The 6,339-nt window shown below is 60.2% G+C and carries 8 protein-coding genes; 5 read left to right on the plus strand and 3 right to left on the minus strand.

The annotated features are described in order from the left end of the window. Positions 1–1,008 carry a YheT family hydrolase gene (locus tag ACP7BZ_RS17030; protein WP_426115264.1) on the plus strand — a complete coding sequence of 336 codons (1,008 nt, stop codon included), beginning with the start codon at positions 1–3 and terminating at the stop codon, positions 1,006–1,008. Continuing rightward, entirely contained in the window at positions 1,001–1,606 is a 606-nt protein-coding gene (locus ACP7BZ_RS17035) for a DUF2946 family protein (RefSeq protein ID WP_426115266.1), read from the plus strand. The genes ACP7BZ_RS17030 and ACP7BZ_RS17035 overlap by 8 nt, the downstream gene beginning before the upstream one ends. Here ACP7BZ_RS17035 and ACP7BZ_RS17040 read toward each other — a convergent pair. After that, positions 1,603–3,105 carry a M48 family metalloprotease gene (locus tag ACP7BZ_RS17040; RefSeq protein WP_426115305.1) on the minus strand — a complete coding sequence of 501 codons (1,503 nt, stop codon included), beginning with the start codon at positions 3,103–3,105 and terminating at the stop codon, positions 1,603–1,605. The two genes, ACP7BZ_RS17035 and ACP7BZ_RS17040, sit on opposite strands and share 4 nt — an antisense overlap. 148 nt (positions 3,106–3,253) lie before the next feature. Here ACP7BZ_RS17040 and moaC point away from each other — a divergent pair, with 148 nt between their 5' ends. Both moaC and ACP7BZ_RS17050 read left to right on the plus strand, forming a co-directional pair. Beyond that, a complete protein-coding gene (moaC, locus tag ACP7BZ_RS17045; protein ID WP_426115268.1) occupies positions 3,254–3,739 on the plus strand; it encodes a cyclic pyranopterin monophosphate synthase MoaC in 486 nt (161 codons plus the stop codon). A gap of 355 nt (positions 3,740–4,094) precedes the next feature. Next, a complete protein-coding gene (locus tag ACP7BZ_RS17050; protein ID WP_426115270.1) occupies positions 4,095–4,541 on the plus strand; it encodes a pilin in 447 nt (148 codons plus the stop codon). 386 nt (positions 4,542–4,927) lie between these two features. Here the strand turns inward: ACP7BZ_RS17050 and ACP7BZ_RS17055 are convergent, their stop codons facing one another. Next, complete coding sequence (locus ACP7BZ_RS17055; RefSeq protein ID WP_426115272.1) at positions 4,928–5,410, minus strand: tetratricopeptide repeat protein; 483 nt, start codon at positions 5,408–5,410, stop codon at positions 4,928–4,930. Between the two features lie 233 nt (positions 5,411–5,643). Between ACP7BZ_RS17055 and ACP7BZ_RS17060 the strand changes: the two genes are divergently transcribed. After that, on the plus strand, positions 5,644–6,093 hold the full coding sequence (locus tag ACP7BZ_RS17060; protein ID WP_426115274.1) for a pilin: 450 nt from the start codon (positions 5,644–5,646) through the stop codon (positions 6,091–6,093). Here the strand turns inward: ACP7BZ_RS17060 and ACP7BZ_RS17065 are convergent. Then, the coding region (locus ACP7BZ_RS17065; protein WP_426115275.1) for a hypothetical protein at positions 6,083–6,339 on the minus strand (257 nt) is incomplete at its 5' end. The genes ACP7BZ_RS17060 and ACP7BZ_RS17065 overlap by 11 nt on opposite strands.

The following is a 6,339-nucleotide window of genomic DNA, read 5'->3' on the forward strand; positions in this document are numbered from 1 at the left end:
TTGCCGCCCTACCGCGCCCCCGCCTGGCTGCCTGGCGGCCACTTGCAGACCATTTATCCGGCGCTGGCGGCCAGCCCGGCCGGCCCACCCCTGCGCCGTGAGCGCTGGCTGGCGCCCGATGGCGATTTCGTCGATGTCGACCTGCTCGATGGCGTGCCGGGGCGTCCCACGGTGGTGCTGTTTCATGGTCTGGAAGGGTCCTCGCGCAGCCATTACGCCAGGGCGCTGATGGCGGCGCTGGCCGCGCGCGGCTGGTCGGGCGCGGTGCCGCACTTTCGCGGCTGCTCCGGCGAAGCGAACCTGGCGCCGCGCTTTTATCATTCGGGCGATGCCGCTGAAATCGACTGGATTGTGCGTCACCTGAAGGCGCGCGCCAGCGGCGTCTTGTTCGCCGCCGGCGTCTCGCTCGGTGGCAACGCGCTGTTGCGCTGGCTGGGCGAGGCGCAGCAGCAGGCGGCCATCGTCAGCGCCGCCTGCGCCATCTCGGCGCCGCTCGACCTGGCGCAGGGCGGCATTGCGCTGTCCTCCGGTTTTAATTTACTGTACACGCGCATGTTCCTGCGCACCCTCAAGCCGAAGTGCCTGCACAAGCTGGACCAGTTCCCCGGCCTGTTCGACCGCACCGCCCTGCTGGCCGCGCGCGACCTGTACGCGTTCGATAACGTGGTGACGGCGCCGCTGCACGGCTATAAAAACACCGACGATTACTGGGACCGCGCCAGCGCCAAGCACGTGCTGCACGACATCACCGTGCCCACCCTGGTGCTCAACGCCCGCAACGATCCCTTCCTGCCGGGGCGCCATCTGCCGCCCAGCGCGGCGGCGGCGGTGACACTGCGCTATACCGAGCAGGGCGGCCACGTCGGCTTCATGGTGGGCGCACCGCCGGGACGGCTCGACTGGCTGCCACAGTCCATGCTGGCATTTTTCGACGAGCACGGCGGCAGCCGCGCGCCCACCTTCGCGCCTTTGTGCGAAGCTGACGCTCAAGGATCAACACATGGATGACATCGTAAAACAGGCCATGGCCAAGTGGCCGAATGTACCCGATTGCTATGACTGGCTGGCGCTCGACGCCCGCGGCGTCTGGCGCATGCGCGACGAGCGCGCCCAGCAGCTCGGGCTGGCCGGCGACAAGGTGGTGCAAACCGCCCTGCTCGCCTTTATCAACCGCAATTACGCGGTCGATAGACGGGGCTGCTGGTTTTTTCAGAATGGCCCGCAGCGCGTATTCGTCAACCTCGCAGCGACGCCGTACATCGCCCGCACCGATCCCGTGCACGGCTTGACGGTGCAGACCGGCGCGCCGCTGGCGCCGCAGCAGGCGTTTCTCAGCGAGGCCGGCGCGCTCGTCGTGGTGGCCGGGGCGGTGGTGGCGCAGGTCGATGACCGCGATGTTGCCCCATTACTCGCCGCCCTGTCGCTCAATCACACGCCGATCAGCGACGACGCCCTGCTGGCCTGGCTGGAAAACGGCACCGGGTCGCTGCGGCTGCAACTGGGCGAGAGCAGCATTGCCGTTGAGCGCATCGCCAGCGCCGACCTTGCGGCCCGCTTCGGCTTCGTGCGTTTGCCGGCGACGGCAGGCACTGTACTGCCCGTTTAGCGCTCTTTTTTCTCTTTCTGCTCGTCACGCTGGCGCGTTTGCAATTCGCGTTCGCGTGCATCGATCAGGGCCAGGTCATAAAACGAGGCATCGGGCGCCTTGCGGGCAATGCCCAGCTGATCGACCGCGGCCGGCACGGCGCCGGCCAGCACATACGACTCGGCCAGTGCGATGTGCTGCAGGGTCAATTTGCCTTGGGCGGCATAGGCCTTGGCCAATAAATCGTAAAGTTTTGGCTCTTCCTTGTACTGGCGCACCTGGTCGCGCAAATACACGGTGGCCGCATCGAGCTGACCGGCGACGATCATGGCGTCGGCATACTGGCGGGCGATGCCGCGCGAGAGGGGGAATTTGTCGTGCGCCTGCTCGGCGTCGCGCACCGTTTGCGCCGCCAGTGAAGGCGGCTGGCCGGGGGCCAGCTTGATTTCCAGGTCGAGGGCGGCAAACAGGGCGCCGCCGTCGGAAGCACTCTGGCCGGTGGAAAACACGGCGCCGCTGACCGGCTTCATGGTGGCGCGCGCGCGGCTGAGCCAATCGGCCGCCTTCGCCAGTTCGCCCTGCTTCATCGCCAGATAGGCCAGGCCGTACTGGGCGGCCGCCTGCTGCTGGCGGTTTTGCTGCTGCAGTTGCGCATTGAAAGCGGTTTGCGCTTCAGTGCGGCCCTGGCTGCTTTCATCCTGCAGCACGCGCGCGCGCGAGCGCACCAGATAAAACTCGAGGCCATCGATGCGCTGGCGGAACGGCATGGCGCGGATGCGGGCGCGGATGTCGGTGATGCGCTCGGAGGTGAGCGGGTGGCTCATCAGCCAGGGTGGCGTCAAGTCCGAATAGACCTTGGTCGCCGTTTGCATGCGCTGAAAAAAAGCCACCATGCCGGTGGCATCAAAACCGGCCGCCGTCATGATTTGAAAGCCAACGCGGTCCGATTCGCGTTCCGCCTCGCGCGTAAAATTGATCTGGCGCTGGATCGCCAGGCCCTGGCCGCCCATGAACACGCCGATGGCGGCATCCGGCCCCGCCTTCGAGGCCAGCGCGGCAAGGATGATGGCGGCCAGCGGCATCAGGGCATCGCCCTTTTGCTGGCCGATCATGCGGGCGATGTGGCGCTGGGTGACGTGGCCGATTTCGTGCGACAGCACTGACGCCAGTTCTGACTCGTTGGCGGCGGCCAGCAGCAGGGCCGAGTGAACGCCAATGAAGCCGCCCGGCAGGGCGAAGGCGTTGAGCATGGGGTCGCGCACGCAAAAGAAATAATAATCGTTGCCGGTCTCGCCGCGCGCGCCAGGATATGCCGCCACCAGCGCATTGCCGAAGGTATTCAAATAATCGAGGATGGGGTCGTCGTCGAGAAAATCGCGGTCGCGGCGGACGTCGAACATGATCTCTTCGCCCAGTTTTCTCTCGAGCACGGGAGAGAGGTCGCCGCGGGCGCTGTCGCCCAGCACGGGCAGGCTCTGCGCCATGGCGACTGCCGGTGCGGCCAGCAGCAGGGCCAGCATGGTTGCGCGCAGCCGGCGGCGCGCTGTTCGCAGTGGGGCAGGGGCGGGGGCGAGAGTCGATTTCACGGTGCTATCATACCCGTACCCAGCCGACGCAACAGCGCGCGGTGGCCCTCTCTGACAGATTCTCATCCGAACCCATATTCACATGACTGAACCGACCCTCTCCCACTTCGACAGCAGCGGCCAGGCCCACATGGTCGATGTCGGCAACAAGGCCGACAGCGCGCGCGTGGCCGTTGCCGCCGGCACCATCCGCATGCAGCCGGCCACGCTGGCCCTGATTACTTCGGGCAGCGCAAAAAAGGGCGATGTGCTGGGGATCGCCCGCATCGCCGCCATCATGGCCGCCAAAAAAACCAGCGACCTGATTCCCCTGTGCCATCCACTGGCGCTGACCCGCGTCACCGTCGATTTCCAGATCGACGCGCCCCACGATCGGGTGCACTGCCGCGCCCAGGTGGAAACCTTCGGCAAGACCGGGGTGGAAATGGAAGCGCTGACGGCCGTGCAGGTGGGCTTATTGACGATCTACGATATGTGCAAGGCGGTCGATCGGGGCATGGTGATGACCGATGTGCGGGTGCTGGAAAAGCATGGCGGGAAAAGCGGGGACTGGACCGCGCAGCTGTAGGGCTTTGCCAAAAGTAATTCACATAGCCTTATTCCCATCAAGGACCTTGCCTGCTAGGCAAAGCAAGAAATCCCCCAACGGGGATTTCCCCCGTGCCCCCCGGTACGGCGGCGGCAGATCACATTGCTTTCAAATTCACACCAGCGCCAGATTAATTGGCATAGCGCCGCGTTGTGCCAGATGATTTGGCACAGCTCTTGGTGTGCCAAAAAAGCGCTTTGGCACTGTCCAAGCATGTGCCATAGAGAGGTTTTTTGCCAAATCATCGCTGGCCCGCAACTTGCTCTATGGAGAGTACAGGCCGACACACACAACGTGTGACACATCTTATTTCTACTTAATCTGGAGCTTATTCATGAATTTCGCTTACAAACCACAGGCACAAAAAGGTTTCACCCTCATTGAGTTGATGATCGTCGTTGCAATTATCGGTATTCTGGCAGCAGTCGCATTGCCGGCGTACCAGGATTACACGACGAAAGCCAAGGTCCAGGAAGGCGTGAGCCTGGCAAGTCCAGCAATGACCGCCATCGGTATTGCCTGCAGTGATGGCACGTTGGTGAGCGCCACCAATGCGACCCTCGGCTTGCAGGCCGCCACCGCGTATGCGGGCAAATACGTGACGTCGGTCACCGCAGCGGGCGACGCTGCTGGCACCGCCCCTACCATTGCGATCGTGTACAACACTACCATTACCGACTCTCTTGTCAGCGGTAAGACGCTGACCTACACGGGTGCATGCGGCGTTGGTGGCTTGAGCTGGACGGCGGCTGGCCTGGGTAAATTCACGCCTAAGAATTAATTCCTGATTGGTACGAAGCAATATCGAATCTGCGGCAAACCACCTCACGGTGGTTTGCCGCAGATTTTTTATTCCGATAACACAATCATCAAATAACATCAGGTTCGTGCAACCGTTGCTTTGCTGATGAGGAATCCCCCCAGCTTTAGAGAGGGCTAAAAGTAGCGATTTAGCGGCAAGTGCGGGTTTCGCCCCTGCACTCAAGGATCCGCTCGATCGATCGACTCACGTGCTACGAAGGCAGCGGGGAATTGACCTTGATGCCCACACTCTCGCGATTGTCGACATGCGACTTTTCGCGCACAAGTCGATGACGCGGTTTGATCCTGCGATTGAGCTCGAGTTCATGGCACTAAGCGCCAGCAGCGCTAGCTGTTTAAGGAGCCTTAAATACAGCTCTCTTGCCTGCCATCCTTCGCCAGGATCGCCTTCATCAGGGCGGTTGAAACAATGTGACCAAGAGAGGCCGCTTTCGCAATCCACATAACGCCCAAATTTTCATCAGCTATTGCTCCATTACCATCTATATGACAGCGACCGAGCCAGTACATGCTTCCTGAATAATTTTGCTTGGTTGCCAACTCCAGCCAGTAAATAGCACTCTCCCACTTCCCATAAGAAAGAAAGAGCACGGCCAGGTCGGTTTGTGCCTTTGCATCTCCGGCGTCTGCGCTTTCGATTAATTCCAGGTCGCCTGATTCTATCGGTATGCATATATGAGACATGATGGTGTCAAGATCAATCTTTGTCTTTTTATCATCTGCCATTGAATCATCGCCTGTTCTCGACAAAGTACCATCGGAAATTCGGCGCCACAACGTTCGCTTACTCCAATTTGTTAATGTTGCCGCTGTCGCAAGGTTGATCATTTCACTTCCAGAATAAAGCTAACGCCAGATGGGTTGGCATAGTGCTGCGTTGTGCCACATGAGTTGGCACAGTTCGTGGTGTGTCAAAAAGCTTGTTTGGCACCGCCCAGGCATGTGCCAATGGCAGATTATTTGGTAAATCTTCGCTGGCCCGCAACTTGCTGTATCGAGAGTATAGGCCGACACACCAGACGTGTGACACATATTATTTCTACTTAACCTGGAGTTTACTCATGAAATTCGCTCAAAACAAACAACAAGCACAAAAAGGTTTCACCCTGATTGAGTTGATGATCGTCGTGGCAATTATCGGTATTCTGGCAGCAGTCGCATTGCCGGCGTACCAGGATTACACGACGAAAGCCAAGGTCCAGGAAGGCGTTAGCTTGGCAAGTCCAGCAATGACCGCCATCGGTATTTCCTGCAGTGATGGTACTTTGGTTAGCGCCACCAATGCGACCCTCGGCTTGCAGGCTGCCACCGCCTATTCTGGCAAATACGTGACGTCGGTCACCGCAGCTGGCGACGCTGCTGGCACCACTCCTACCATTGCGATCGTTTACAACACTACCATTACTGACTCTCTTGTCAGCGGTAAGACGCTGACCTACACGGGTACATGCGGCGTTGGTGGCTTGAGCTGGACGGCGGCTGGCCTGGGTAAATTCACGCCTAAGAATTAATTCCTGATTGGTACGAAGCAATATCGAATCTGCGGCAAACCACCTCACGGTGGTTTGCCGCAGATTTTTTATTCCGACAACAAAAATCTTTCAGTGACGCCGGGTTGATGCGCCCGGTTAATAGCAGGGCGGTCTCAAGTATCAAGTGCAACACCGGGTTAATGAATCGAATCGGCCTGCAATTGTAGCCGAGCCATGTGTTCGGTATAAACCACCAGCGGGGACTTCCAGCCGAGCGTTTCACGT

The organism is Massilia sp. PWRC2 (assembly GCF_049896725.1).
In the GTDB taxonomy this organism is placed as follows: domain Bacteria; phylum Pseudomonadota; class Gammaproteobacteria; order Burkholderiales; family Burkholderiaceae_D; genus JAFCUW01.